Annotated in this window: 21 protein-coding genes; 12 read left to right on the top strand and 9 right to left on the bottom strand. The window is 45.9% G+C overall.

All coding sequences use genetic code 11. The features are described 5' to 3' along the window. Positions 1-2: 2 nt before the first annotated feature. The 5 genes from bamB (at position 3) to VIA_RS11245 (ending at position 5369) form a co-directional block, all read left to right on the top strand. Positions 3-1163 carry an outer membrane protein assembly factor BamB gene (gene bamB, locus VIA_RS11225; RefSeq protein ID WP_004413107.1) on the top strand — a complete coding sequence of 387 codons (1161 nt, stop codon included), beginning with the start codon at positions 3-5 and terminating at the stop codon, positions 1161-1163. Between the two features lie 168 nt (positions 1164-1331). Further along, positions 1332-2819 (top strand): ribosome biogenesis GTPase Der, encoded by a 1488-nt coding sequence (der, locus tag VIA_RS11230; RefSeq protein ID WP_004413108.1) that lies wholly within the window; start codon positions 1332-1334, stop codon positions 2817-2819. An 83-nt stretch (positions 2820-2902) separates the two neighbouring features. Then, positions 2903-3769 (top strand): alanyl-tRNA editing protein, encoded by an 867-nt coding sequence (locus VIA_RS11235; protein WP_004413109.1) that lies wholly within the window; start codon positions 2903-2905, stop codon positions 3767-3769. Positions 3770-4083: 314 nt separating this feature from the next. Continuing rightward, positions 4084-5103 carry a sensor domain-containing diguanylate cyclase gene (locus VIA_RS11240; RefSeq protein ID WP_004413110.1) on the top strand — a complete coding sequence of 340 codons (1020 nt, stop codon included), beginning with the start codon at positions 4084-4086 and terminating at the stop codon, positions 5101-5103. Positions 5104-5147: 44 nt separating this feature from the next. Then, positions 5148-5369, top strand: a complete 222-nt coding sequence (locus tag VIA_RS11245; protein ID WP_004413111.1) for a zinc ribbon domain-containing protein — start codon at positions 5148-5150, stop codon at positions 5367-5369. A gap of 1 nt (position 5370) precedes the next feature. Here the strand turns inward: VIA_RS11245 and xseA are convergent, their stop codons facing one another. Beyond that, on the bottom strand, positions 5371-6702 hold the full coding sequence (gene xseA, locus VIA_RS11250) for an exodeoxyribonuclease VII large subunit (RefSeq protein ID WP_004413112.1): 1332 nt from the start codon (positions 6700-6702) through the stop codon (positions 5371-5373). A 232-nt stretch (positions 6703-6934) separates the two neighbouring features. On the opposite strand from xseA, the gene guaB reads away from it, so the two are divergent. From guaB to VIA_RS11270, 4 genes are all read left to right on the top strand, one after another. Next, complete coding sequence (gene guaB / locus VIA_RS11255; RefSeq protein WP_004413113.1) at positions 6935-8398, top strand: IMP dehydrogenase; 1464 nt, start codon at positions 6935-6937, stop codon at positions 8396-8398. A gap of 115 nt (positions 8399-8513) precedes the next feature. Further along, a complete protein-coding gene (guaA, locus tag VIA_RS11260) occupies positions 8514-10067 on the top strand; it encodes a glutamine-hydrolyzing GMP synthase (RefSeq protein ID WP_004413114.1) in 1554 nt (517 codons plus the stop codon). A gap of 219 nt (positions 10068-10286) precedes the next feature. Further along, on the top strand, positions 10287-11978 hold the full coding sequence (locus VIA_RS11265; protein ID WP_004413116.1) for a glycoside hydrolase family 19 protein: 1692 nt from the start codon (positions 10287-10289) through the stop codon (positions 11976-11978). 292 nt (positions 11979-12270) lie between these two features. Then, positions 12271-12864 carry an acetate uptake transporter gene (locus VIA_RS11270; protein ID WP_004413117.1) on the top strand — a complete coding sequence of 198 codons (594 nt, stop codon included), beginning with the start codon at positions 12271-12273 and terminating at the stop codon, positions 12862-12864. Positions 12865-12994: 130 nt separating this feature from the next. Here VIA_RS11270 and VIA_RS11275 read toward each other — a convergent pair whose 3' ends face one another. Beyond that, positions 12995-14533, bottom strand: a complete 1539-nt coding sequence (locus VIA_RS11275; protein WP_004413118.1) for an alanine/glycine:cation symporter family protein — start codon at positions 14531-14533, stop codon at positions 12995-12997. A 291-nt stretch (positions 14534-14824) separates the two neighbouring features. Continuing rightward, on the bottom strand, positions 14825-16075 hold the full coding sequence (locus VIA_RS11280; protein WP_004413119.1) for a D-amino acid dehydrogenase: 1251 nt from the start codon (positions 16073-16075) through the stop codon (positions 14825-14827). 104 nt (positions 16076-16179) lie between these two features. On the opposite strand from VIA_RS11280, the gene VIA_RS11285 reads away from it, so the two are divergent. Together VIA_RS11285 and VIA_RS11290 are read left to right on the top strand one after the other, a co-directional pair. Continuing rightward, on the top strand, positions 16180-17067 hold the full coding sequence (locus VIA_RS11285) for a LysR substrate-binding domain-containing protein (RefSeq protein ID WP_004413120.1): 888 nt from the start codon (positions 16180-16182) through the stop codon (positions 17065-17067). Between the two features lie 99 nt (positions 17068-17166). Next, positions 17167-18144, top strand: coding sequence for an ion channel (locus VIA_RS11290; RefSeq protein ID WP_004413121.1), 978 nt, complete (start codon positions 17167-17169; stop codon positions 18142-18144). A gap of 15 nt (positions 18145-18159) precedes the next feature. On the opposite strand, the gene VIA_RS11295 is transcribed toward VIA_RS11290, so the two are convergent. The 4 genes from VIA_RS11295 to VIA_RS11310 form a co-directional block, all read right to left on the bottom strand. Beyond that, complete coding sequence (locus VIA_RS11295; protein ID WP_004413122.1) at positions 18160-18696, bottom strand: hypothetical protein; 537 nt, start codon at positions 18694-18696, stop codon at positions 18160-18162. 155 nt (positions 18697-18851) lie between these two features. Further along, on the bottom strand, positions 18852-19577 hold the full coding sequence (locus tag VIA_RS11300) for a DUF3581 domain-containing protein (protein WP_004413124.1): 726 nt from the start codon (positions 19575-19577) through the stop codon (positions 18852-18854). A gap of 77 nt (positions 19578-19654) precedes the next feature. Continuing rightward, complete coding sequence (locus VIA_RS11305) at positions 19655-20929, bottom strand: hemolysin family protein (protein WP_004413125.1); 1275 nt, start codon at positions 20927-20929, stop codon at positions 19655-19657. A 133-nt stretch (positions 20930-21062) separates the two neighbouring features. Further along, the gene (locus tag VIA_RS11310) at positions 21063-21959 is read right to left on the bottom strand and encodes a LysR family transcriptional regulator (RefSeq protein ID WP_004413126.1); all 897 of its coding nucleotides are present in this window, start codon (positions 21957-21959) and stop codon (positions 21063-21065) included. Positions 21960-22069: 110 nt separating this feature from the next. Between VIA_RS11310 and VIA_RS11315 the strand changes: the two genes are divergently transcribed. Continuing rightward, positions 22070-22930, top strand: coding sequence for an MBL fold metallo-hydrolase (locus VIA_RS11315; protein ID WP_004413128.1), 861 nt, complete (start codon positions 22070-22072; stop codon positions 22928-22930). A gap of 67 nt (positions 22931-22997) precedes the next feature. Here the strand turns inward: VIA_RS11315 and VIA_RS11320 are convergent, their stop codons facing one another. Continuing rightward, a complete protein-coding gene (locus VIA_RS11320; RefSeq protein ID WP_004413129.1) occupies positions 22998-24314 on the bottom strand; it encodes an MBL fold metallo-hydrolase in 1317 nt (438 codons plus the stop codon). A gap of 149 nt (positions 24315-24463) precedes the next feature. Next, on the bottom strand, positions 24464-25216 hold the full coding sequence (locus VIA_RS11325; RefSeq protein WP_004413130.1) for a 1-acylglycerol-3-phosphate O-acyltransferase: 753 nt from the start codon (positions 25214-25216) through the stop codon (positions 24464-24466). Positions 25217-25266 lie beyond the last annotated feature (50 nt).

Raw genomic sequence — 25266 nt, forward strand, 5'->3', positions numbered from 1 at the left:
GCATGAAGAATATGCTGAAGAAAGCGCTCACTGCGGCAATGTTCGCTGGTATCCTCGCGGGTTGTGCGAGTGAGGAAGATACCATCATCATGGCACCAGTTCCTGTTGTACAAAGTGAATTTACGCCAAGTACAGAGTGGAAAGCGTCGGTAGGTAATGGTGTTGGTCAATATTACTCTAAGCTCACACCTGCATACGCTTATGACAAAGTATTTGTTGCAAGCCGTGATGGTGTGATTAAAGCGCTCGACCCAGAAACAGGTAAAACCTTGTGGGAAACCGAAGTCGAATCTGATGTCTCAGCTCGTCTATCTGGTGGGATTGTGGCTGCGTACGGCCAAATCTTCATTGGTAGCGAAAATGGTCGAGTGTTAGCGTTCAACGAAGAAACCGGTGAACAAAACTGGAACTCTGAAGTGGATGGTGAAGTGTTGACCTCACCAGCGACAGACAGCAACCTTGTGATTGTTCATACTAACAGCGGTATGCTGATTGCGCTTGATCAGGTAACGGGTGAAAGTAAGTGGACGATCAGTACCGAAGTACCGAATTTGACTCTACGTGGTAACAGTACTCCAGTCACGGCTTCTGGCGGTGTCTTCTGGGGTACGGCAAATGGCCGCTTAGCAGCGGCGATTGTTGAACGTGGTCAGCTTATTTGGCAGCAGCCGATCGGAATGCCTCAGGGCGCAACTGAAATTGACCGCCTTGTTGATGTCGATGCTTCGCCGCTGATTATAGGCAGCAACCTATACATCATTGGCTACAATGGTCAGCTAACGGCTATCGACTTGCGTTCTGGTAAGCCGGTATGGAAGCGTGCGTTCTCGTCTGCGACGGATATCGCCAGTGACGGTAGTCGTATCTATATCGTTACAGAGCAAGATCATCTTGTTGCTTTTGACGCACGTAGCGGTACTGAATTGTGGAGCAATGAGCAGCTTGAACACCGATTACTGACAGCGCCGACGATTATCAACCAGTATGTGGTTGTAGGTGATAGTGAAGGTTATCTACATTGGGTTGATCGCAGCAGCGGTGAATTCGTTGCTCAACAAGAAGTAGACAGCAGTGGCTTTGCGGTTGCACCAATCACAATCCCTGGTGGTTATCTCTTAATGACGCGCAATGGCGATGTAAAGAAACTAACGATCAGCGAATAGTTTCGTGATACAATTCACATTCGGCTCCTCGCTGGTAACAGTTGGGAGCCGTTTGTTTGTTTTAGAACCCCAAAGTTACATGTGGTTATAGGTAAAGTGCTCATAAAGTGGACTCTGCTGAGTTGTTACCTATAACTACATAAAGAAAAGAATATTGTAGAGGTTATTATGGTACCTGTTGTTGCTCTGGTAGGGCGTCCTAACGTTGGTAAGTCAACGTTATTTAACCGATTGACTCGTACACGCGACGCGTTGGTTGCGGATTTCCCTGGCTTAACTCGTGACCGTAAATACGGCCAAGCGAAGCTTGGTGAACATGAATTCATTGTTATCGATACCGGCGGTATTGATGGCACAGAAGAAGGTGTAGAAACCAAAATGGCTGAACAGTCGCTAGCGGCGATTGATGAAGCTGATGTTGTGCTATTTATGGTTGATGGCCGCGCAGGCTTAACACCATCTGACATCGCCATTTCTAACCACCTTCGTAAGATTGAAAAGCCTTCAATGCTGGTTGTAAACAAGGTTGATGGTATTGATGCTGACGCAGCGTCAGCTGACTTCTGGCAACTTGGTGTTGAAAACATGTACCAGATTGCTGCGGCTCACGGCCGTGGTGTCGGTGCTTTGATTGATCGCGCGCTTAACCCATTTGCAGAAAAAATGGCAGAAGAAGCGAAAGGCGAAATCGAAGACCTAACCGAGTTTGAAGATCTTGATGAAGAGAAGTTAGACTACACCGAAGAAGAAGCTGAGGAAGAGTTTAAGCGTCTGCAAGATCAGCCAATCAAACTGGCTATTATCGGTCGACCAAACGTAGGTAAATCGACGTTAACTAACCGTATTCTTGGTGAAGAGCGTGTGGTTGTCTACGATATGCCGGGTACAACACGTGACTCTATCTACATTCCAATGGAGCGTGATGGTCGTGAATACGTACTGATCGATACGGCTGGTGTTCGTCGTCGTAAACGTATCAATGAAACTGTTGAGAAGTTCTCAGTGGTTAAAACGCTAAAAGCGGTTGAAGACGCGAACGTTGTTCTACTAGTAATTGACGCACGTGAAAACATTTCAGACCAAGATCTTAGCCTACTAGGTTTTGCCCTAAACGCTGGTCGTTCAATTGTTCTAGCTGTGAACAAGTGGGATGGCCTTGATACAGACGTGAAAGAGCACGTGAAGAAAGAGCTAGACCGTCGTCTAGGTTTCGTAGACTTCGCGCGTATCCACTTTATCTCTGCGCTGCACGGTACTGGTGTTGGTCACCTGTTTGAATCTGTGCAAGAAGCTTACAAGTCTGCGACAACTCGTGTAGGTACATCAGTACTGACTCGTATTATGAAAATGGCAACTGATGATCACCAGCCACCGTTGGTTCGTGGTCGCCGTGTTAAGCTGAAATACGCGCACGCGGGTGGTTATAACCCACCAATCGTGGTTATTCACGGTAACCAAGTTAATGAACTGCCAGATTCATACAAACGTTACCTGATGAACTACTACCGTAAGTCTCTAGAGATCATGGGTACACCGATCCGTATTCAGTTCCAGAGCAGCGACAACCCGTTTGAGGGTAAAACGAACAAGATGACTATGTCTCAAGAGCGTAAACGTAAGCGCCTAATGAGCATGATGAAAAATCGTAAGAACTAATTGCCTGAGTCGGAGTACACAGGAAAGAGTTTATTGATAAAAAGCGCCTAGTTTACTAAGGCGCTTTTTTTATAGGACAAGAAATGCAAATTAAACCAACTATCGCCCAATTTTGTCACAATACTTGGCAGCTTGACGCTGTTGTTCAGCTTATCCAGCAAGGTAGCGAGCATCTATATGTGGTGACAGATACCACGCCTTTTCATCCCGTGAGCCATATTTGGCCAGATCATCCTGCTGATAGAGGTACTCTAGATTGCCACAATGTGCTTGATTGCCAAGTTGGCGCCGTTGAACTGGCAAGCGGCGAGCTTTATGTCGGTCAAACAATCCCTGTGAAACGTGATGAGCCAGGCTGGAGCTTTGTTGTCGTCCATTGTTTAACTAAGGGGTCTGTCGAACTTGAGCTTGGTCAGAAAGTCTGTTTATCGGTTGATAAGCCTTATCAGCAATCATTGAGTCGTGGGCACAGTGCAGGCCACCTTTCATATCTCGCTCTAAATAAGGTACTGACTGAGCACGGTTATTGGCGTAAAGACGCAGACAGAAAAGATCCGCATGGCAACTACGACTTCAATAGCTATGCGCAGGTGACAAGTTTTGTTACACCGGATAAATGCCTAGATACTTATCGACTGGGTAAGACGCTACGTAAGCGTGGTTTAAACAGTGCTGACTTGCTAGCGAACTTAGCGCAAATAGAGAGCTTGGTGAACGCACAATTGATCGAATGGCTAAAGTTCGATTCTGACATCTTGGTTGAGTGCCATGGAGACGCATTGACGGACTCTCGATACTGGTCGTGTGACTTAAAAGAGGGCGCAATCGCTGTTATTCCTTGCGGTGGCAGTCATGCAAGTTCTTTAAACGATTATGCTGTGATTGAGGTGAAACTGGTTCAAGTCGATGCGAGTAATATTGAAATGCACACTGATGTAAAACCGACATAGTGAAGTCGATCGTTTTTATAATATTCTGATAATGGCGTAAAACAAAAGACGTTTGGTTTTTTATGCTTTTAAAAATCCAAATGCAGAACATGTAACTTATGCTTTCGGTATGTGGTTATATAAATGTTCTTTTTGGTGCAGATCGCTGATCACTTTGGATTTAGCCGATGATCAGAGTTTGATCTTTACTATAGCTTAGATCGTTTCTAGAGTTTTATTCTAATTGGTTATAAATGAGGCTGGGATCGGGTTATAAATAGAGCCTTTATGCTACTGTTTTCCCATAAAAACAGAATATATTAAAGATCAGTCATATGAGTTACCTTAAGCTTCTTACTGCTCACAGAGAAGTTAACAAGTTACTCACTAAGCTTGCATTAGGAATGGGAAGAACAGAGCTCAATCGCCGTGTGGTTGAGCTCTCTGAATGCTGGTTTGGTGAAAGAAAAGCTTCAATACTAAGGCTTGATGCCAACAGTAGCCGGCTTTACTTGGAGTCGGCTCCAAGCTTGCCAGAATTCTATAATGACGCAATTGAAGGCGTCACTATTGGCCCGACAATAGGATCGTGTGGCGCTGCTGCTTACCTAAAGCAAAATGTTGTCGTCGATAATATCAATACCCATCCCAACTGGGCGCCATTCACGTCACTGACAGAAGAGGCAGGTTTACATGCCTGTTGGTCTGTTCCTATTTTATCTAGTCAAGAAGCGGTCATGGGGACATTCGCAATATACAGTGCTGCACCGTCTTTGCCTGAGTCTCATGAACTCGAAGTACTCGAAATGCTGGCGTCACTCTATGCTGTAGCATGGGAGAAGTATCAGTTAGAGGATCAGCTTCACTATCACGCTCGCTACGATAGTTTAACGGGGTGTTTGAACCGTAGGGCTCTGCTCCAGCAAGCGAATGATTGTTTAAATACCGAACTAAAATACATCGCGTGTTTCTTTGCTGATATTGATAAGTTCAAACAGATCAACGATCGCAATGGTCATGAGGTCGGAGACAAAGTACTTGCCGCTGTTGGTGAGGTGTTTAATCAGACATTTGAGATTAGTAGCTTGGGCGGCCGTTATGGTGGCGATGAATTTGTCGCATTTTCTTGGTCCAACGATCCAGATACGTTTTCCCAACTGGCTGTGGAGTTTAACCAACGATTAGGTGAGATATCGCCAGTTGATGGGGTAACAATTTATGTCAGTGTCGGTATGGCAGTGTGTGAAATAACACGAATGACCTCATTGCAGCGATTAATAAAGCGAGCCGATCACGCAATGTACAAAGTAAAGCACCCTGATGGGCTTGATAAAGATCATAGTAACTTTGCCTGAGGAAGTTAAAGTAGGCGTGATATAGATATTGTGAAGAAGCCGATATGAATGAGAATAGTTGCCCAATTTGTCATGATGAATTGAGCTGGACTGGCGAATACCATTGCCAATCTTGCGATGAAAACTTTAAAAAGATTGGTTTTTGCCCTGATTGCGATGCGGAGTTAGAGAAGCTGCAAGCATGTGGTTCAGCGAGCTATTTTTGCAACGCATGCAATGAGCTTAAGTCAAAGTCAAAAGTACGTTTTGAGTTTCAACCGAGTTAGTTTAGTTAACGGTTGAACGTATCTCTCCATCAGATAAACGGGTGACCAAAGTGTCGCCTGTTTTTATATCTGATGTTTTAGTCAGTACTTTACCTTGCTCAGTTTGCGAAATACTGTAGCCACGCTTTAGGGTTGCTAATGGACTGACGGTATCTAACTTCTCGGCAGCTAATGCCAGCTGATGACGTGTATTCAGCAAGCGTCTGTCCATTGCATCAAGCAGCTTCTGCTCCAATCGTTGTAGAGTCGATTTTTGCTCTGACAGGCGTTTAACTGGTGAGTTAAGCTCCAAACGATATTGTTGACGCTCAACTTTTTGGCTACGTTGAGATAAGTAGCGTTCCATTGAGCGATGCAGACGAACTTCAAGTTCATCCAACTGCTGGCTTTGACGCTGTAATTGGTAGCTCGGGTGTTGACGCTCTAAGCGATGAAGGAGTAGGGCGTTATGACGTTTTTGTTCACTTAGGTAATAACGCATTGCGCTGACGAGCTTATTTTGACGGCTCAGTAGCGCCTGATCTTTATGGCTGTTATCACGGCTAACCAGTTCGGCTGCTGCAGATGGTGTTGGCGCGCGCATATCAGCGACAAAGTCAGCGATAGTCACATCCACTTCATGACCGACAGCACTGATAATCGGGATCTGACTAGCAGCAATTGTGCGGGCCAATATCTCGTTATTAAAGCACCATAAATCTTCCAGTGAGCCACCACCACGTCCGACGATCAATACATCACACTCATTGCGGCTGTTAGCGCAGCCAATCGCTTGAGCAATTTGGATTGCCGCCTCTTCACCTTGAACCATCGTCGGGTAAACCACGACGGGTAGGGAAGGATCGCGGCGCTTCAATACATCTAAAATATCGTATAGCGCAGCGCCTGTTTTAGAGGTGATCACACCAACACGCTTCGGGTGCTCAGGTAATGGCTTCTTGCTGGTTTGAGCAAACAAGCCTTCACCCGCCAATTTCATCTTCAGTTCTTCAAACTGCTGCTGAAGTCGGCCGTCACCTTCTGGCTGCATGCTTTCAATGATTAACTGGTAGTCACCACGCGGTTCATACAGCGATAAACGAGCTTTAACCAAGACTTGATTGCCGTTTTTCGGCTTGAATGTAACGCGGCGATTGTTACCACGGAACATGGCACATTTTACTTGAGCACGAGAATCTTTAAGAGTGAGGTACCAGTGACCAGAGACAGGAGCAGAGAAGTTTGAAATCTCGCCAACTAACCAAACAATCCCCATTTCATTTTCAAGTAATAGGCGCACTTCTGCATTAAGACGAGAAACGGTGAAGATGTTTTGATTGGTCAGAGATGACAAGGCTAATCTCGCGGACGTGAATATGGAAATTAGCGGCAATATAATACATATCAAGGGGGTTAATGCAAGAAAAAAATTAAAAAATTTGTGGTCAAGCGATTACGTAGGCCGTATAATCCGTCCGCAATATCTAATCCAAATGTAGTTAAGTTAACAAAACTTACTGCCCTCATTATGCGAAACGATGAGACCGGATTGTTCTTTTTACTCCTCTAATTGTGAGATATTGCAAATGCTAAGAATTGCCAAAGAAGCGCTGACATTCGATGACGTACTACTTGTGCCAGCACACTCCACCGTTCTCCCAAACACAGCTGATCTTCGCACTCAGCTGACCAAGAACATCACCCTAAACATCCCAATGATTTCGGCGTCTATGGACACCGTTACTGAAGCTCGTCTAGCGATTGCGCTAGCGCAAGAGGGTGGCATTGGCTTTATCCACAAGAACATGTCTATTGAGCAGCAAGCGCAGATGGTTCACCAGGTTAAGATTTACGAAGCAGGTGTGGTTTCTCACCCTGTGACAGTAAGCCCTGATGCAACTATTGCCGATGTTGTTGCTCTAACAGAAAAGCATGGTTTTGCAGGTTTCCCAGTGGTAACGGATACTAACGAACTTGTTGGTATCATCACTGGCCGTGACGTTCGCTTTGTAACTGACCTTTCCAAGAAAGTCGATGTTGTAATGACGCCTAAAGAGCGCCTAGCAGCTGTTAAGGAAGGTGCGACTCGTGAAGAAGTTCAAGAGAAAATGCATAAAGCGCGCGTAGAAAAAGTACTGGTTGTGAACGACGAGTTCCAACTAACCGGTATGATTACCGCGAAAGATTTCCACAAAGCAGAACGTAAGCCTAACGCATGTAAAGATGCGCAAGGTCGTCTACGTGTTGGCGCGGCAGTTGGTGCAGGCGCAGGTAACGAAGAGCGCGTTGCTGCTCTTGTTGAAGCGGGCGTTGATGTTCTACTTATCGACTCTTCACATGGTCACTCTGAAGGTGTTCTAAATCGTATCCGCGAAACTCGCGCAGCATACCCAAATCTAGATATCATCGGTGGTAACGTAGCGACTGGTGCTGGTGCTAAAGCGCTTATCGACGCTGGCGTAAGTGCAGTTAAAGTAGGTATCGGCCCTGGTTCTATCTGTACAACTCGTATCGTAACAGGTGTGGGTGTTCCTCAAGTTACTGCTATTGCTGATGCTGCAGAAGTAGCAAACCAGCACGGTATTCCAGTTATCGCAGATGGCGGTATCCGTTTCTCAGGTGATATCTGTAAAGCTATCGTAGCAGGTGCATCATGTGTCATGGTTGGCTCTATGTTCGCTGGTACTGAAGAAGCACCTGGCGAAGTAATCCTATATAACGGCCGTTCATACAAAGCTTACCGTGGCATGGGGTCACTTGGCGCTATGTCTCAAGGCTCATCTGACCGTTACTTCCAGTCTGACAACGCAGCAGACAAGCTAGTACCAGAAGGTATCGAAGGTCGTATCGCATACAAAGGTCGCCTAAAAGAGATCGTTCACCAACAAATGGGTGGTCTACGTTCAAGCATGGGTCTAACAGGCTCTGCAACCATTGAAGATATGCGTACTAAAGCTGAATTCGTACGTATTTCAGGTGCAGGCATGAAAGAGTCTCATGTCCATGACGTTCAAATCACCAAGGAAGCTCCAAACTACCGTCTAGGTTAATCTCAATAGAGATTTACACATCCGACGTAAACGTTTGCTTTTTTCCTTGAAGCATTAAGAAGAGGCGAGTACACTCGCCTCCGTTTTAATCACTTAGCTTATAAGACTGCTCAAAATGACTAAAAATATTCATGACCAACGTATTCTGATCTTGGACTTCGGTTCTCAGTACACTCAATTAGTAGCACGCCGCGTACGTGAAATCGGCGTTTACTGTGAACTTTGGAGCTGGGATGTTGAAGAAGCGGATATTCGTGAATTCAATCCAGACGGTATCATCCTATCTGGTGGCCCAGAAAGCGTAACGGAAGATAACTCTCCACGCGCACCTCAATATGTATTTGACTCAGGTGTTCCTCTATTAGGTGTATGTTACGGCATGCAAACTATGGCTGAGCAGCTAGGTGGTAAAGTTTCGACTTCTAATGAGCGTGAGTTTGGTTACGCAGCAGTACAAGTATCGGGCGAGTCATCAATCTTTAAAGATCTTGAAGCATCTCAAGATGTTTGGATGAGCCACGGTGACAAAGTTGTCGAGATCCCTGAAGGCTTCGTTAAAGCGGGTGAGACAGACACTTGTCCTTACGCTGCGATGGCGAACGAAGAGAAGAAATACTACGGTGTTCAGTTCCACCCAGAAGTAACGCACACGAAGAATGGCCTGCAAATGCTAGAGAACTTTGTTCTTGGCGTATGTGGCTGTGAGCGTCTATGGACTTCAGAATCAATTATCGAAGATGCCGTTGCTCGTATTAAAGAGCAAGTGGGCGACGATGAAGTTATTCTAGGTCTATCTGGTGGTGTTGATTCATCAGTGGTTGCTATGTTGGTTCACCGCGCAATCGGCGACAAGCTGACGTGTGTATTCGTTGATAACGGTCTACTTCGTCTGAACGAAGGTCAGCAAGTAATGGATATGTTTGGCGACAAGTTCGGCCTAAACATCATCAAAGTTGATGCAGAAGAGCGCTTCCTAACAGCACTTGAAGGCAAGTCTGATCCAGAAGAGAAGCGTAAGACTATCGGTCACGTATTCGTTGACGTATTCGATGAAGAGTCTAAGAAGCTGGAAAATGCTAAATGGTTAGCTCAAGGTACTATCTACCCTGATGTTATCGAATCAGCGGCCTCTAAGACAGGTAAAGCGCACGTGATCAAATCTCACCATAACGTTGGCGGTCTGCCAGATGATATGGAGATGGGTCTTGTTGAGCCACTACGTGAGCTGTTTAAAGATGAAGTACGTAAGATTGGTCTAGAGCTAGGTCTGCCTTACAACATGCTTTACCGCCACCCATTCCCAGGTCCTGGCCTAGGTGTTCGTGTTCTTGGTGAAATCAAGAAAGAGTACTGTGATTTGCTACGTCGCGCAGACGCTATCTTTATTGAAGAGCTGCACGCTGCGGATCTTTACAACAAAGTCTCTCAAGCGTTCACGGTATTCCTACCAGTACGTTCTGTAGGTGTAATGGGCGATGGTCGTAAGTACGATTGGGTTGTTTCTCTACGTGCTGTAGAAACGATCGACTTCATGACGGCGCATTGGGCACACCTACCGTACGATTTCCTAGGTAAGGTATCTAACCGCATTATCAACGAAGTTGACGGCATTTCACGAGTTGTTTACGACATCTCTGGTAAGCCACCAGCAACTATCGAGTGGGAATAATCTTCGCGATTAACAACCAATAATTGAACCAGCCTTCGGGCTGGTTTTTTTTCGCCTAAAACTTTGGAGTAAGCGCACAGTTCTTCATCTCAGTTTGTTACGCCTTCTGTTGTAAGCTCAAATCGCGTCGCATCTTGACGTAAGTCTAAGTTATTCATCGTGCTTATTTTTTCAGTATTCCCTAACCTTTTGTCAGCTGAAAACACAAGGAAATGTTCCATGAAAAAGGTAAGCTACTTAACCGCTGCACTTTCGTTGGCGGCAGTGTCGTCCAGTTGGGCGGCGATGAACATCCAGCCCGATCCGCAAAACCCGACTGGGTACGTGATTGCACGCTCTGATGTTGAGGCGGTAGAAAGTCAGAAAACGGCTGACCCAATGTATCAGATTTGGTCTCAAGCATTGCGCACTGCTCCGAACAGCGTTGTTGAGGCCATCGACTCAGGCCTGGCAACTAACCCTGAAAACGTACAGCGAGCCGAGCGAGTATTTCCTCGTTCAGAGTGGGATTTTCTAACCGGTATGGCGGCGCCAGAGTACACCTACACACGTTTCTTAAGAGCGATTGGTAAGTTTCCTGCGTTCTGTTCGGAATATACCGATGGCCGCGATTCTGATGCGATCTGTAAGCGATCTATTGTCACTGCGTTTGCTCACTTTGCCCAAGAAACTGGTGGTCATATCGCGATAGATAATACCTCGGACAATCCACTTGGACTTGAAGAGTGGCAACAAGCGCTAGTGCATGTGCGTGAAATGGGCTGGTCAGAAGGGCAAGAAGGTTACACAACAGGCTGTGGCCAGAACGATTGGCAGAATAAAAAATGGCCATGTGCGACAGGGCAAGGCTATTTTGGCCGTGGTGCAAAACAGCTTTCTTACCACTTTAACTACGGTGCATTCTCTGAAGTCATGTTTGATGGCGATGCATCAGTACTGCTTAATAACCCGGGGTTAGTTGCGGACTCATGGTTAAACCTCGCGTCAGCCATTTGGTTCTTCTTAACGCCGCAAGCTCCTAAACCAGCGATGTTGCATGTGATCGATAAAACATGGTCACCGTCTCAACGTGAAGTTGATGCCGGCATTGGTTACGGCTTTGGTACTACCATCAATATCATTAACGGTGGTATCGAGTGTGGTGAGCAAAATAAAGATAAGGGTCAGCCAGTCAACCGTATTCGTTACTGGGAAGGGCTATCTTCGCACTATCAAATTCCACTTGATGCTGACGAGAAGAACACCTGCTGGCAGCAAACACCTTATGGCAGCTTAAACCTAAATGGCGCAACAGATGTGCTTTACACTAACTGGGATGGCAACTGGAAGTACTATGCCGATCGTCCGGGTGGTTACTCATTTGAGTGTGAGTTGGTGGGTTTCCAAACGGCTTACTCAGCTTTGGTTCCGGGTGACTACGAGAAGTGTGTGACCAACTTTTATGGATCTCATTCCAGCTGGCCTGAAGTACGTATCGTCGATAAGCTTGATCCAGTTGACCCTGGCACAGGCACCGATTGGGACGCTAATAAAGTCTATAACGCCGGTGAGCAAGTGACATATAAAGGCGCGACTTATCAAGCGAAGTGGTGGACTCAAGGTGATGATCCTGCTCTTGGTGGGCCGTGGGAACTAGTATCAGGTACCCCAACTGAACCAGTGCCTGAGCCTACTCCAGACCCAACGCCAGATCCGACACCGGACCCAACACCAACTCCGGACCCTGAACCAACGCCAGATCCCACTCCGGTTCCAGATAGCTTTATTCAGTGGGAGCCAGGAGTAACACAAGCGGCTGACGGGGATAAAGTGACCTATAACGGCAAGTGCTTTATTGCGAAAAATGGTCCGGGAGTATGGGAATCTCCAGTTCAGTCGAACTGGTTCTGGGATGAAATCTCCTGTCAGTAAACACAGCAGCTAAGCCTGATTTGAAATCAGCGTAGCCTTGTTATTACTGATCATGCCGCTTAAGTAATCAATAATGCTTAAGCGGCTTTTTCTTTCCTGCAGCATTTGCTTTGTATCGTGGCTGTTAGGGGGAAACAATCTACATATTCATACGCTGAATGGTAATTGGCTCTTTATCGTTAACCATGCGTTTTGCGCAATCTTAGATTGCAAATCCTTGATCTATCTTTTTTCATCCACACCACTAAAATCTGCGCGTAAATTTTATTAACTTTTTTTAAAGGTGTGCAAAATGTCAACAAAACTGGCAAACCCGGCTCCACTGGGCCTAATGGGTTTCGGTATGACGACCATCCTGCTTAACATTCACAATGCAGGTTTCTTCCCTATGGATTCTATGATCCTAGCAATGGGTATTTTCTATGGTGGTCTTAGCCAAGTACTTGTTGGCATGATGTGCTTCAAACGTGGTGATACATTTGGTACGACTGCGTTCACTTCATACGGTCTATTTTGGCTAACATTGGTTGGTCTAATCGTGATGCCTTACATGGGCCTTCCAGCAAGCCCAGCAAGCTTCATGGGCTGGTACCTAGCACTATGGGGCATCTTCACAGGCTTTATGTTTGTTGGCTCTCTATGCTACCCAGTGGCAAAACAAGTGGTATTCGGTTCACTAACAATCCTATTCTTCCTACTTGCTGCACGTGATTTCACTGGTAGTGAGGTGATTGGCACAATCGCTGGTCTAGAAGGTATCTTCTGTGGCGCAAGTGCAATTTACTTTGCTATGGCTCAAGTTCTTAATAACGAATATGGCCGTACGATTCTGCCAGTTGGCGAGAAGAAAGCAGCTCAAGTTGAGCTAGAGCAAGTTGCCGCTTAATCAAATTTAAAATTTAGTTGTCGAATCGCCTGAAGAACGACAACTGAAATTGGGAACCTTAATACGAAAGGGGTTAGCATTTGCTAACCCCTTTTTCTTACCACTGCTTTTTATTTATAGCTTATCGCTATTAGGCTGAAGGTTGTTCAACCGGTTTAGAATCCACTTCTGATTCTGGCTCTTTACCTGTCTTACGACGGTACTTATCTTCCCAGTAGTCAGCGCCTTTAATGCCAAGCTTAACTGGGTTAAACGTGTACTCAGTCACACCTTGTCTTTGCTGCTCTTCGTAATCATGTAGCGCTTTTAGTGCTGGCTTAGACATGAAGAAGATAATCAAGATGCCGACGATGTTTAACCATGCCATTAGGCCTACACCCACATCACCCATTGCCCATGCAAGGTTTGCGGTCTTAACTGTACCGTAGAACACAACTGCGATTAATGCGACTTTTAGTAGGAACATTAAGCCGTTAACTTTGAAGGTACGGCGGATATACGCAATATTTGTCTCTGCGATGTAGTAGTACGCAAGAATGGTTGTGAATGCGAAGAAGAACAGTGCAATCGCGATGAATGGCTTACCAATGCCCGGTAGCGCACTTTCGATTGCCATCTGAGTAAAGACTGGACCGTTCGCAGCGATATCTGCCGCTACGTTCTGCACTAGGAAACCTTCAGCGCCATGAACGTTGTATGCACCAGTAATGATGATCATAAACGCAGTTGCTGAACAGACTAGTAGCGTATCAATGTAGATCGAGAATGACTGCACTAGGCCTTGCTGCGCAGGGTGATCAACACTTGCTGCTGCCGCTGCGTGTGGACCAGTACCTTGACCAGCTTCGTTAGAGTAAACACCACGTTTTACACCCCAACCAATTGCAGCACCAACACCCGCCATAGGCGTGAATGCATCACCAACGATCATTGCGAATACGCGTGGTACTTCACCGATGTTTAGCAGGATGATGATGAACGCTGTTACGATATAAGCTAGCGCCATGAAAGGAACGACAATCTGCGTGAAGTTTGCAATACGCTTAACACCACCAAAGATGATGAAGGCTAGAATCACAGCAATGATAGTACCTGTTAGGATCTTAGCGAAGCTGAATGTACCGATCGCAGTTTCAATCATTGCGCCAGAACCGAACGCTGCTTCTACTGCGTTACCGATACTGTTTGATTGAACGCCTGGTAGTAAGAAACCACAAGCAAAGATAGTCGCGATAGCAAAAACCCATGCATACCATTTTTGTCCCATTGCTTTTTCAATGTAGTAAGCTGGGCCGCCACGGAATTCGCCGTTATCTTCCTCTTTGTAAATTTGCGCCAACGTTGATTCTGCGTATGCCGTAGCTGCGCCGAAGAAGGCAACCACCCACATCCAGAATACAGCACCTGGGCCACCGAAGCCGATCGCCGCCGCAACACCTGCGATGTTACCTGTACCGACACGACCAGATAGCGAAACCGCTAATGCCTGGAACGATGAAATACCTTTAGATGAGCTTTTCCCTGATAAAAGTAGACGCCACATTTCAGTGAAGTGACGAATCTGAACAAATCGTGTCATGACTGAGTAGAAAAGACCTGCGCCCAAGCAAAGGTAAATCAATACCGGGCTCCAGATGATTCCATTCAAAAAATCAACAATTGACTGCATAAGAAGTTTCCCTGTTTGTTTTGTAATGGTTGTTTTCTGAGCAGGATATTACCCTGCTTGTAATTTAATTGTTAATTTATTTATCTTTTGGTGTTAACTGACGTGATCTAAAACACAAAGTGCTAAAAAATTGTTAAAAACACGAGTTGGACTGGATGGTAGTAGAAAGAGGCTGAGTATCTGATGAAATAAGCGCCATTTGTGGTGTTTTATATTTATAACAACTACAAATGGCGAATTTGTATATATCTTGTTTATGAGAGTTATATGAGTGGATTGTATCGTTACTGGTTACTGATAGCGTTCGACACTCAGCTCTGAAAATGGCTTCTCTCCTTGAGTTGCAAGGATCTCGGTCAGAATGTTGGCTGATCCACACGCCATGGTCCAACCAAGCGTGCCATGACCAGTATTGGTGTAGAGGTTGGAATAAGGAGTTTGACCTATGATAGGCGTGCCATCAGGGGTCATTGGACGAAAGCCACTCCAATAGTCAGCTTGGTTGAAGTCGACGCCCTTAGGAAAGAGTTGGCGAACGACATGGTTGAGTGTCGCTAGCCTTTTTTCTGGCAAACTCGGATCAAAGCCAGCCAATTCAGCTGTGCCTGCGACCCGAATGCGTTGATCAAATCGGGTTACCGCGACTTTATAGGTTTCGTCCATGATCGTGGAATGTGGGGCATGAGCCTCGTCAACAACAGGTAGCGTTAAAGAGTAGCCTTTGACCGGATAAACGGGAATATCGATACTAAGAGGCTGCAGAAGATGTTTAGAGTAACTTCCCAGCGCCATGACATAGTGATCGGCTTCAATGATGCCTTGCGACGTTTTGACACCTGCGATGCGATGATTATCAACCAGTAACTGTTCGATCTCGGTATTAAACAGAAATTGCACGCCCGCTTGCTCTGCCATGCTTTGCAGTTGTTGGCAAAACAGATAGCAGTCCCCCGTTTCATCGTCGGGTAAATAGAGCCCACCGACAAGACTGCCTTCCATGCTTGATAAGCCAGGCTCTTGAGTTAAACACTCTTTAGGTGACATCAATTGGTAGCGCGTACCGCTTTCTTCTAGCAGAGCGATATCTTTTTTTATCGCACTAAGCTGAGCCTGTTTACGAAATATTTGCAGTGTACCTTGGGTTTTACCTTGATAGTCTAATTGATGTTTTTGATTTAATTCTGCTAAACACTCTCGGCTACGATTAGCGATAGTCAGCATCCTCGCTTTATTGATTCTGTATTTATCAAGTTGGCAATTGCCTAGCATCTTCGTTGCCCAACTGACGAGTTCTGGGCTTAGGTTTGGCTTAATCTTTAGCGGAGCATGCTGTTCAAATAGCCATTTAATCGCCTTAGTCGGAATACCCGGCGCGGCCCATGGGGAAGAGTAGCCATAGGAGATCTGACCTGCGTTAGCAAAGCTTGTCTCTTCAGCGGAGCGGGCTTGCCTATCGATAACGGTTACGTTAAATCCCGCTTGAGATAAATACCATGCACTGGTCAGCCCGATGACACCACTTCCTAAAACAACGACTTTCACGTTTGATTCTCACACAATTAAATTTTGCTTAGGATCGGTAATTTACATTCGCTTAACAATCGATAAGAATTGATATTAGGTTTTAGTTTTTTTAAAGGCTAGTTATGAAGTCCGCAATTCTGCATGGGGTGAACTTGGTCTGTATCGTCGCCCGCCACCAAAGCTTAACCAGTGCAGCGAAAGAGCTGAGTTTAACCGTTGGCGCAGTGAGTCAGCAGCTGCAACAAATAGAAGAGAAACTCGGCTTTGTGGTATTTGAACGCCATGCTCGTGGGATACGATTAACCGAGCAGGGCAGCAAGCTAGTTGAATCGACCAGTCATCATTTAGCTGCCATTGAAGAAAATGTTTTTCAGCTTAGTCATGTATCTGAGCGTAAGCAGATCCGACTAAAGCTGACGCCATCTTTTGCTTTCAAATGGCTTGTTCCTCGCTTAGATAAATTTCATAAACTCTACCCCGATGTGCAAATACATACCTTTGCTGAAGGGGCGTTGGTGGATAGTGACAACCGCAACTTTGATATTGCGATTGACTATGGGCCGATACCTTACAAGCATCAAAGCGCAGAATTACTCATGGAGGAGTCCCTAATACCTGTCATCAGTCCCAGTTATTTGCAATCCCATCCATTGCGGTTAGACAATGATTGTTGGAGAGATGTGGTGCTATTGCATGATGTCATGCCATGGGCCGGTGCAGCGAAAGATCATGAGTGGCATTATTGGGCTAAACAGCAAAGCCTGACCTTTGAAACTAACCAAGGGCACTTCTTTAATCGCACCGATATGGCGATGTCAGCGGCTGAGGCTGGAGTCGGGATTGCACTTGCACGATCAGCACTACTGAGCAATGAGCTAAAAGAAGGGCGCCTAATAGCACCTTTTGCGGCTATTTCTGCTCATGCTGGTTACTTTGTTTTGACCCATACCGATAATCCCTACACGCGCTTATTTAAAAATTGGTTGAGAGAACAAGTGCTTATTGATTAATTTATAAATATCGATGGCGCGGCCATATGCACCCACTACACTTAGTAGTGAGCTTGATTCTGCCTTAGTAAAATCAAGCGAATGTAGGGGCAGCGCATTATGGAATCTCATCAAGGCCGATGCAGCTATCAAAACCCTGATGGCTGGTGCTGCGATCAACCAAGTGGTGAGTCAGGACTCTGTTACTGGCACGATCCAAAAGTCGATAAAAGCAATGATGATGTAAAAGACAAGGTTGAGCAATGGGCCGCAGCAGGTAAACCTTTAGACGGATTTCAGTTGGCAAAAACGAATTTAGAAGATCTCAATTTAGTAAACCGCGGTAGCAAAGAAGGTTATCTATGTCGAGATGTCGACTTCTATCGAGCAAATTTGACCGATGCTCACTTTTTTGGCTTAGATTTACGTGGCTCATCTTTAATGAAAGCCAAGTTAATTGGTGCAAATTTACACTGCGCCAAGTTAGATAATTGTAATTTGCTTGGTGCTTCGCTCTCTCGCGCTAAGTTAGAAAATATTGAATGGGGAGGCGACCTAAAACAAGAAAGGGCGGCGAGACGTGCGATTCGGGGGCATAAACGCAAAGAATCGGTAATGTATTGCCAAGAAGCAGAGGAAGTCTGTAGAAATATTCGTAAGCAATGCGAGAAGCAAGGCTTGTTTGAAATGGCTGGCGATTTCTTTAAACGGGAAATGCGTTTTCGCCGTTACCAAATGCCGTTGTTTAGTGTTAGGCGCGGCATCTCCAAGCTGGTGGATGTATTTTGTGGCTACGGCGAAGATCCGATTCGTGTCGTCGGCTTTTCGATTTTCTTAATCTTAGTCTGTGCTCTGGCTTATTTCTTCTTAGATACCACAGGGGGACACCCTGTTTACGAGGGGGTAAGTGGCTGGAAGTTTTATGCGTTGGAGTTTTTTAACTCGCTCTATTTTAGCGTCGTCACATTCACCACCTTGGGCTATGGAGACATATCTCCCGTTGGGCTGGCGAGGTTTATCGCTGCCTGCGAAGCCTTCTTAGGCAGCTTTACCATGGCACTGTTTGTGGTGGTCTTTGTTAAAAAAATGACCCGCTGAGCACTGTGGAAATGGTTATTTGAACTCGCTGGCTAACCAATCAGAGAGAATGATCTGATCGTCTTTGTATTGGTTAGAAAAGTGCTCAATCAGCGCAGCGAGGTTCTGGCCATTATCACACATGGTTTGTGCCACTAAATCTTCAGAGACAACAATCGCGCCGCCTTGCGGGGAGGCGTGAGTCTCAATACTGACCGGTATAATAAATTTACTCTCACTGGCTAAGTGATGTTGCTTTAACTCATTTGCCTGTTGGTATAGCGCTGCTAACACCTCTGACTGGTAGTCACTCGCTTCGAAACCAACTGCGATAACAAAGACTAATCCACGATACAAAACAATTATTGAGCTGACCGATGCCGTCGCTTGATTAGTAAAACCGAGCACAACGTCACCAGCTAAGTGCGGCAGTTGCATGAATTGTTGTTTCAATAGTTCAACCGTCGCTGACCATTGGCTATGTTGCTCTGATGGGAGTTGCGTCAAGATGGATGAAGTATCGGTTTGAGTGAACTGCAAGATAGGTGCAGCGTATTGAGTGCTCGCGGTCATAGTAACTCGATAGACGGTTGGAATAGTGCAGAGGCTAACGGAGAAGATGCGATGGAGCTAGAAGTAACGCTGAATAGTTTGAGCCAGTCGGCGCAGTGAGAAGGATTAGATAAGAAAAAGGTTACCAAATCAGCGATCTGGTAACCTAAATTTGATTATGCGGCGTTAGCAAAGTCCGCTAAGAAAGCATCTTTACGCGCGTTAAAACGCTCGACAAGATCATCAACAGCCGCTTGGTCGTAAGGTTTAAGACCACTTGCTACCATACGTTTTACGCCTTTACCGACGATCTCGCCATTCTCTTTGAAATCGAAGTTTAGGGTCACGAGACCACGTTTGCCTTCTACATCGAATGTAGCGCCTGCATACACGACTTCAGGGTGCGTTAAGTCTAAACGAGAGAACTCGACTTCCATGCTTTCGTAAATAACCAATGGGCGCTGGCAGTTGATCATCATCTGCTGTTCTTCCATTAGTGGCACCATGATATGCGGGAAGTTCATACCAGAGAACTGAACGTAGCTCGTTACCACGTGTTCAATGAACTCTGGGTTTTGGCTTACTTCACCTTCACGTGACATGTGTAAGTACTCTTTCGCATTAGCATCGACTAACGCACTTTCCTTGGCACACTTATTTTCAACTGATAGAGATACGCTATCGCTCACCATTCCCGAAAAATCAAAGCGCATTTTTTGGCTAATGCCTTCTTTGCTTAGGAGAACCGCAAAAAGCAGATCACCAGGCACGCAGAAGCGTTTGCTATCTTCATCGTGGATAGGGTTATAGTCTCCCGCAACCTTTTTAGCAAAGTGACTTGCTTGTTGGCGAGTGAACTGGAACTGATTGTTATCTTGTGAAAAATAAGGTGTAAGAAACATACTTTTATTCATGTGGCCATAACTGCCGCGCAGTATACATGAAGCTATGCTATTAAATGGTCTATCCAGATGATTCGCTAAAGAATTGACGAAACCTTAACCTGCAAGATTCGACTCGAAGTCACCGCTAACACTTCAAACTGCCAGTCACCACAGGAAATCACTTCGCCACATTGTGGCACTTTGCCCGCTTTCCAAGTGATGTAACCATTTAGGGTTTGGAAGCCTTCACTCTCTTCACCTTCGATAGAAGCAATATCTAGGCGGCGTTTAAGCTCATTGAGCGGGATTAAGGCATCCATCCACCAACTGCCATCTTGATGCTGTCTCGCCCAGACATGTTGTGGTGCTAGACCAAGCTCACCCGCGACGGACTCCAATATATCGTAGTGAGTAACGATACCTTGAATATCGCCATACTCATCAACAATAAATGCCATCTCACAGTTGTTTTTCTGCATTTGATTTAGCAGCGGTAAGCCTTTCATCGATTCTGGGAAATAGCGCGGTTTTCTGACCAGTTTGACAATCTTGGTGATTGATAACTCTTCATATTGGTCGAGTAACACCTTAGACGATATCGTACCAATGATCTTATCTAAACCGCCATGGCAGACAGGCCACACCGAGTGCTGCGTCTGACGAATACGTTTGAGGATTTGCTCAATCGGCTGCTCTACATCTAGAAAGTCCATATCACAGCGAGGTGTCATCAGTGACGTCACTAAGCGATCGTTGAGATAGAGAATGTTTTGGATCATCTGTTGTTCTTGCGGTTCTATCGCACCAGATTCTGAGCCTTCGGTCATGACCGCGAAGATATCTTCTTCGGTGACCTGATCATTATCATCGCCATGCTGACGAAATAGTTTTAGCAGAGCATCGGTTGAAACACTCAATAACACCACAAACGGCGTCGTCAGGATTGCAAGCCAATGAATAGGGTAGGCAACAATCACAGCAATACGTTCTGCATTACGTTGGGCAAATCGCTTGGGAACCAGTTCGCCGACCACAATGGCAAAGTAAGTAATGATCACCACCACACTTGCAGTTGCGGCAATAGAGGCGAGTTCAGGCTCGAAGCCTTGTTGGATTAGCCACTGTGCAAATGGGCCAGACAGCGTCGCTTCACCGAAAATACCACTAAGGATACCAATTGCGGTAATGCCGATCTGGATGGTCGATAAAAAGCGGGTTGGGTTGCTTTTTAGCTCTAGTGCGAGCTTTGCGGAAGATTGAGTTTCTGCGAGTTTCTTAAGACGACTCGACTTAGCTGCGACAAGCGCAAGTTCTGACATGGCAAAAATGCCGTTTAGGGTGATAAGCCCCACCAGTATGAAAATGTCCATTAATTGTTCCAGTTATAAACACATTCAAAGCATAGCTATAGCACAAGGGAAAAGATATTGATTATTTAAGCAGCATGGCTAATTGTTTTTAAGGTAACGATTAGCAAATGTTATGGGAATAAGTTCGTCGCCATTAACTTGATTTTGGAGAGGTGTAGTCAAAGTAATCTAGCAAGAAATCAATCAATACGCGGACGGGTATTGAGAGGTGTTTGCGTGACGGATAAAGCAGATACATTTGCAGCGACATCAGTTGCCACTCTGGCAGTACCCAAACCAATTTGCCTTGCTCGATCCATTGGTCGGCAAGGTAATCTGGCTGCATTGAGATGCCCATATTCGCTAAGGAGCCATGCAGTAATACGGTCGCTTCATTGGCGGTGATATCGCAATTCACTTCGACCTCTTGTCTCTCTCCCTTATGAGTAAGCTGCCAGAGATGGCGACCAAAGTTTTTATAGCCAAGGCATTGGTGATGAGTTAAGTCTTGTGGCGTTTTTATCTCTGGCTGAGTAGCTAAATACTCTGGAGAAGCAACCAGCTTTGAGTAGCAGACAGAAAATGGTCGTCCGATCAAAGTAGGGTTAGGATCGTTGGTGGTTCGAATTGCCAAATCAATCCGCTCTGCCACCATATCGACGGCCCTGTCTTGAGCATCGATATCCAATTTAACCGCAGGGTACTGTTGGCGAAATTTCTCAAGCGCTGGCATTAACTGGGAAAAGCCGAAAGACATACTGACAGATACTCGCACCAGGCCGCTAATGGCATGTGTGGGCATTAAGCTCTCTTCCAGTTTGTGCGCCTCATCGACCCAAGATTGCAGTTTTGGCAGTAACTGTTCACCCGCGCTGGTTAATGACACTTTACGAGTAGTGCGCTGAAGTAGGCGTGAGCCAAGCCAGTTTTCAGCGGCTTCAACGTATCGGGTTACCATAGGCCGAGACATATCGAGCCTGTCTGCGGTGGCGGTAAAGCTTTCTGTCTGCGCCACATCCAACATCACTTTCGCTGCAGTTAACTTATCCATACTTGTTCGATTTAAGAAATAATGATGCAAAGAATAGGCTCTATTTCGAAATAAAACCAGTCGCTAACATGATTACCACTGAACAAAACAACATCAAATCAGGAGCGTTCATGAAAGCCCTTACTACCTTTAGTTTATTGCTAGCCGCAACATACTCATCAATAGCCAGTGCTGATTTAGACTTTGAGGTCTACAACGCAGACGACAACAGCTTTAACGTCACCTCAACTTTAGTGATTGGTGAAACGGAAACTTTATTGATTGATACCGGCTTTACCAAAGCGGATGCACTGCGTATAGCAGCTAAAATCTTGGATGCGGGCAAACCGTTGAAGACCATTTTTATTAGCCAAGCCGATCCAGACTACTACTTTGGCGCAGAGCAACTGCTGACAATCTTCCCTGAAGCCAATGTCGTCACAACGCCCGCGGTACGTGAGGCGATTGCCAAAAAGCTCGAAAAGAAAGTGAGCTTTTGGGGACCTAAGATGGGGTTAAACGCGCCGACTAACCCGCAACTGCCAACCGCTATCGAGGCCAATCAAATTAAAGTGGACGATCAAGTGGTCGAGATACGCGGTCTAGATGGCGTTCTTGCGCACCGACCTTACCTGTGGATCCCAAGTGAAAAAGCCATTTTAGGCAACGTTGGTATTGTCGAAGGTATGCATGTATGGATGGCTGACACGCAATCAAGCCAAGAAGTCGATGCTTGGATGGCGCAACTGCAAGAGATGCTAGCGCTTAAGCCGAAATTTGTTGTGCCGGGCCATATGACGGAACAAGGCAAGCTAGATGCCAGCACTATCCGTTATACCTATAAGTGGATTGAGCGTTTCGAGCAGGCGAAAGAAAGCAGTACCAACAGCGTTGAGTTGATTGATTCGATGGTAAAGCACTACCCGAAATTGGGTTCCGATTTTAGTTTAGAGCTTGGTGCTCAAGTACATAAAAATGAGACGACTTGGTAAGCGAAACTAAGTTGATAGAGTGAGTTTGGTAAAGTGTGCCAAGCTCACTCACGAGCAATTAATCTAACTAAATGACGTGATAACCCAGCTGTTTAAGCGTGCTGGCGAAAGTGTCTTGAGTATTTGGCTCGCCATGAATCAAATGCACCTCTTTTGGTGTAGGTTCAATCCCCTGAACAAATCGAAGTAAATCGTCTTTGTCTGCGTGGGCAGAGTAACCAGACATGGTATGAATCTGCGCATTCACTTCGACTTCTTGTTGATCAATCTCTACCGCCATTGCGCCGGACTGAATCTCTCTGCCTAACGTTCCTTCAGCTTGATAACCCGCTAACAAGATATCGGTGCGCTCATCGGGTAAGAGCGCTTTAAGATAATCCATAATGCGGCCACCTTGACACATACCGGAGGCCGCAACCACTATCGCCGCTTCCCTTGTGGATTGCAGTCGATTAACCAGTCGTTGGTGTGTGCGGTAATCTTCTACCGTAATGCACTGCTCAAAGGCGAGTGGATGGCGGTGCATTTTAAGGCGCTGCTTCGCTTCTTGCCCCCAAAGCTGTTTGAAACGTCGATAAGAGCGGGTGACGCGCTGCGCCATCGGTGAATCTAAAATGATCGGAATTGAAATATCGATTTGGTGATCATGAATCAGCTGCTCAATATCAAACAGCAGCTCTTGAGTTCGGCCGACGCTAAAGGCAGGGATTAAGATCGTACCACCATCTTCAAGTGAGCGATCAATGATCGCTTTTAGCCGCTCAGAGCGCGTGGCAATATCATCATGCGGCTTGTCACCGTAAGTCGTTTCAATCAGTAGATAATCCGCTCGCTCAGGCGATAATGGGTCGGGTAATAAAGGCGTGTTACTCGGGCCTAAATCGCCAGAAAATACCACCACCTCTTGATTGGCTAAGCGCACTTCAATATAGGCAGAACCCAATATATGCCCCGCAGGCTGGAAACGGATCGCCATTGAGTCTTGCAATACGGGCTCTAGTTCAACCCACTGACTGTAAGGCTGCGGCTTAAGTAACTTACTGATTTTATTGAGTATCCGTTGAGCTTGTTTGGGCTTTAATCCGAGTTGAAGTTTTAAGCTATCTTCGAGCATTAGCGGAATAAGCTCAGCGGTGGCCTCACTACAATAGATGGGCTGATTAAATCCGGTTGCAAGTAACCAAGGTAGACGACCGATATGGTCAATATGCGCGTGGGTAATCACGAGGGCATTAAGGTGTGAGGTAGCAAATTCAACCTCAAGCGGGCGAGTATCAGCACCTTGAAATAATCCACAGTCGACGAGAATCGCTTGCTGCTCATCTCTTAGTTCATGGCAAGAACCAGTGATAGTGTGTTTGCCACCATGATGAATGATTTCCATATAACCCCCTCGCAAAATTTCGCTACGACAGTGCCGACAAAGCTATTTTACGACAAGTCGCTGAGCGAGAAATGCGAGGGCTTAGCAGTTTTCAAAGTAATTTATCGACTGCTCAGTAGGTTATCTGCGAGTGAGTCGCTATTGGCTGCCTACTGAGGAGCTTGAGTTGGCTGCTTTTGCGCTTCAAGTTGCGCGACTTCCGCATCAAGCTCAGCAATCTTTTTCGCCATTAGCTGATGGCAATGATCGGCTAAGGCTCGCGCATCATTGATGCTATAGCCAGTGACATCAATCGGCTCAAGCATTTCAGTAATCACGATACCATTGTTGCGGCGATTCAGATGGATCTTATTGTGAGTGGTGCTGACCACCATTGGCGTGATCGGAACTCCCGCTTCAATCGCCATACGAAAAGCACCGGTCTTAAATGGCAATAACCCACGACCTTTACTGCGCGTCCCTTCGGGGTAGGCCCAAACAGACAGGTCACGCTGGTGGATCGCTTCGGCGACCTGTTTAATCGTGTCGCGCGCTTTGGACTTATCTTGGCGATCAATCAAAATATTGCCCGTTATCCAATACAGTTGGCCGAAAAACGGTACCCAAATCAGCTCTTTTTTGCCAAGTGAAACCGTACGAGGCCTTAACATACCCGGAGAGGTAACAAAGTCATAGACGCTTTGATGGTTAGAGATATACACACTATTGTTCGGCGTTGGGGCATGTTCAAGCCCCCGCTGAATAAGCTCAATTCCGATCAGTTTATGCAGTTGATTAAACCAGCGACAAAAGAAGAACACGTGCTTAGGGTTTCTTGGGCTAAACAGGCAATACAGCAAAGCAAATAGGGTGGTGAATACCACAAAGATCCCTGCCAAGATAAGACGAACAATAGTCAGCACAATACACTCCTTGATTAAATCTATCGGTGAATTTAGAGTTTTAGGTCTAG

Origin of the sequence: Vibrio orientalis CIP 102891 = ATCC 33934, from assembly GCF_000176235.1 — a bacterium.
Classification (GTDB): Bacteria; Pseudomonadota; Gammaproteobacteria; order Enterobacterales; family Vibrionaceae; genus Vibrio; species Vibrio orientalis.

What these genes read in the sequence shown, in the direction of transcription:
- bamB (WP_004413107.1), top strand. Translation starts at nt 3, where the DNA reads ATGAAGAATATGCTGAAGAAAGCGCTCACTGCGGCAATGTTCGCTGGT.
- der (WP_004413108.1), top strand. Translation starts at nt 1,332, where the DNA reads ATGGTACCTGTTGTTGCTCTGGTAGGGCGTCCTAACGTTGGTAAGTCA.
- VIA_RS11235 (WP_004413109.1), top strand. Translation starts at nt 2,903, where the DNA reads ATGCAAATTAAACCAACTATCGCCCAATTTTGTCACAATACTTGGCAG.
- VIA_RS11240 (WP_004413110.1), top strand. Translation starts at nt 4,084, where the DNA reads ATGAGTTACCTTAAGCTTCTTACTGCTCACAGAGAAGTTAACAAGTTA.
- VIA_RS11245 (WP_004413111.1), top strand. Translation starts at nt 5,148, where the DNA reads ATGAATGAGAATAGTTGCCCAATTTGTCATGATGAATTGAGCTGGACT.
- guaB (WP_004413113.1), top strand. Translation starts at nt 6,935, where the DNA reads ATGCTAAGAATTGCCAAAGAAGCGCTGACATTCGATGACGTACTACTT.
- guaA (WP_004413114.1), top strand. Translation starts at nt 8,514, where the DNA reads ATGACTAAAAATATTCATGACCAACGTATTCTGATCTTGGACTTCGGT.
- VIA_RS11265 (WP_004413116.1), top strand. Translation starts at nt 10,287, where the DNA reads ATGAAAAAGGTAAGCTACTTAACCGCTGCACTTTCGTTGGCGGCAGTG.
- VIA_RS11270 (WP_004413117.1), top strand. Translation starts at nt 12,271, where the DNA reads ATGTCAACAAAACTGGCAAACCCGGCTCCACTGGGCCTAATGGGTTTC.
- VIA_RS11275 (WP_004413118.1), bottom strand. Translation starts at nt 14,533, where the DNA reads ATGCAGTCAATTGTTGATTTTTTGAATGGAATCATCTGGAGCCCGGTA.
- VIA_RS11285 (WP_004413120.1), top strand. Translation starts at nt 16,180, where the DNA reads ATGAAGTCCGCAATTCTGCATGGGGTGAACTTGGTCTGTATCGTCGCC.
- VIA_RS11290 (WP_004413121.1), top strand. Translation starts at nt 17,167, where the DNA reads ATGGAATCTCATCAAGGCCGATGCAGCTATCAAAACCCTGATGGCTGG.
- VIA_RS11295 (WP_004413122.1), bottom strand. Translation starts at nt 18,696, where the DNA reads ATGACCGCGAGCACTCAATACGCTGCACCTATCTTGCAGTTCACTCAA.
- VIA_RS11300 (WP_004413124.1), bottom strand. Translation starts at nt 19,577, where the DNA reads ATGTTTCTTACACCTTATTTTTCACAAGATAACAATCAGTTCCAGTTC.
- VIA_RS11305 (WP_004413125.1), bottom strand. Translation starts at nt 20,929, where the DNA reads ATGGACATTTTCATACTGGTGGGGCTTATCACCCTAAACGGCATTTTT.
- VIA_RS11310 (WP_004413126.1), bottom strand. Translation starts at nt 21,959, where the DNA reads ATGGATAAGTTAACTGCAGCGAAAGTGATGTTGGATGTGGCGCAGACA.
- VIA_RS11315 (WP_004413128.1), top strand. Translation starts at nt 22,070, where the DNA reads ATGAAAGCCCTTACTACCTTTAGTTTATTGCTAGCCGCAACATACTCA.
- VIA_RS11320 (WP_004413129.1), bottom strand. Translation starts at nt 24,314, where the DNA reads ATGGAAATCATTCATCATGGTGGCAAACACACTATCACTGGTTCTTGC.